Consider the following 260-nt stretch of genomic DNA (forward strand, 5'->3'; position numbering starts at 1 on the left):
CGCATCGTCGTAAGCTAATTGTTCGTTCATTTCCAATACTTTTTCAGGCGCATTTTTTTTGCGCGGTTGTTTCTTCACAGGTTTTTGTTCCGGCTTGAAGCGCACCGCCAAAGATTTCATCGCTTCACCGACTGCCGGCAAACGCTCCGCGATAACAGGCGCAGCCGTTTTGCCCGTCAAGATGATTGCGCCGATCGACAACAGAATGATGGCGATCACCCAAGTACCGGCTGTGGCAAACAGGACATGGAGCAGCGCAT

Annotated in this window: 1 protein-coding gene; it reads right to left on the reverse strand. The window is 51.5% G+C overall.

The features are described from left to right. Positions 1-219 (reverse strand): hypothetical protein (locus R0J92_RS24130; protein ID WP_411053543.1); only part of this gene is annotated, 219 nt, incomplete at its 3' end. Positions 220-260: the final 41 nt, after the last annotated feature.

Origin of the sequence: Tritonibacter sp. SIMBA_163 (genome assembly GCF_046535935.1) — a bacterium.
Taxonomy (GTDB): Bacteria; Pseudomonadota; Alphaproteobacteria; order Rhodobacterales; family Rhodobacteraceae; genus Epibacterium; species Epibacterium scottomollicae.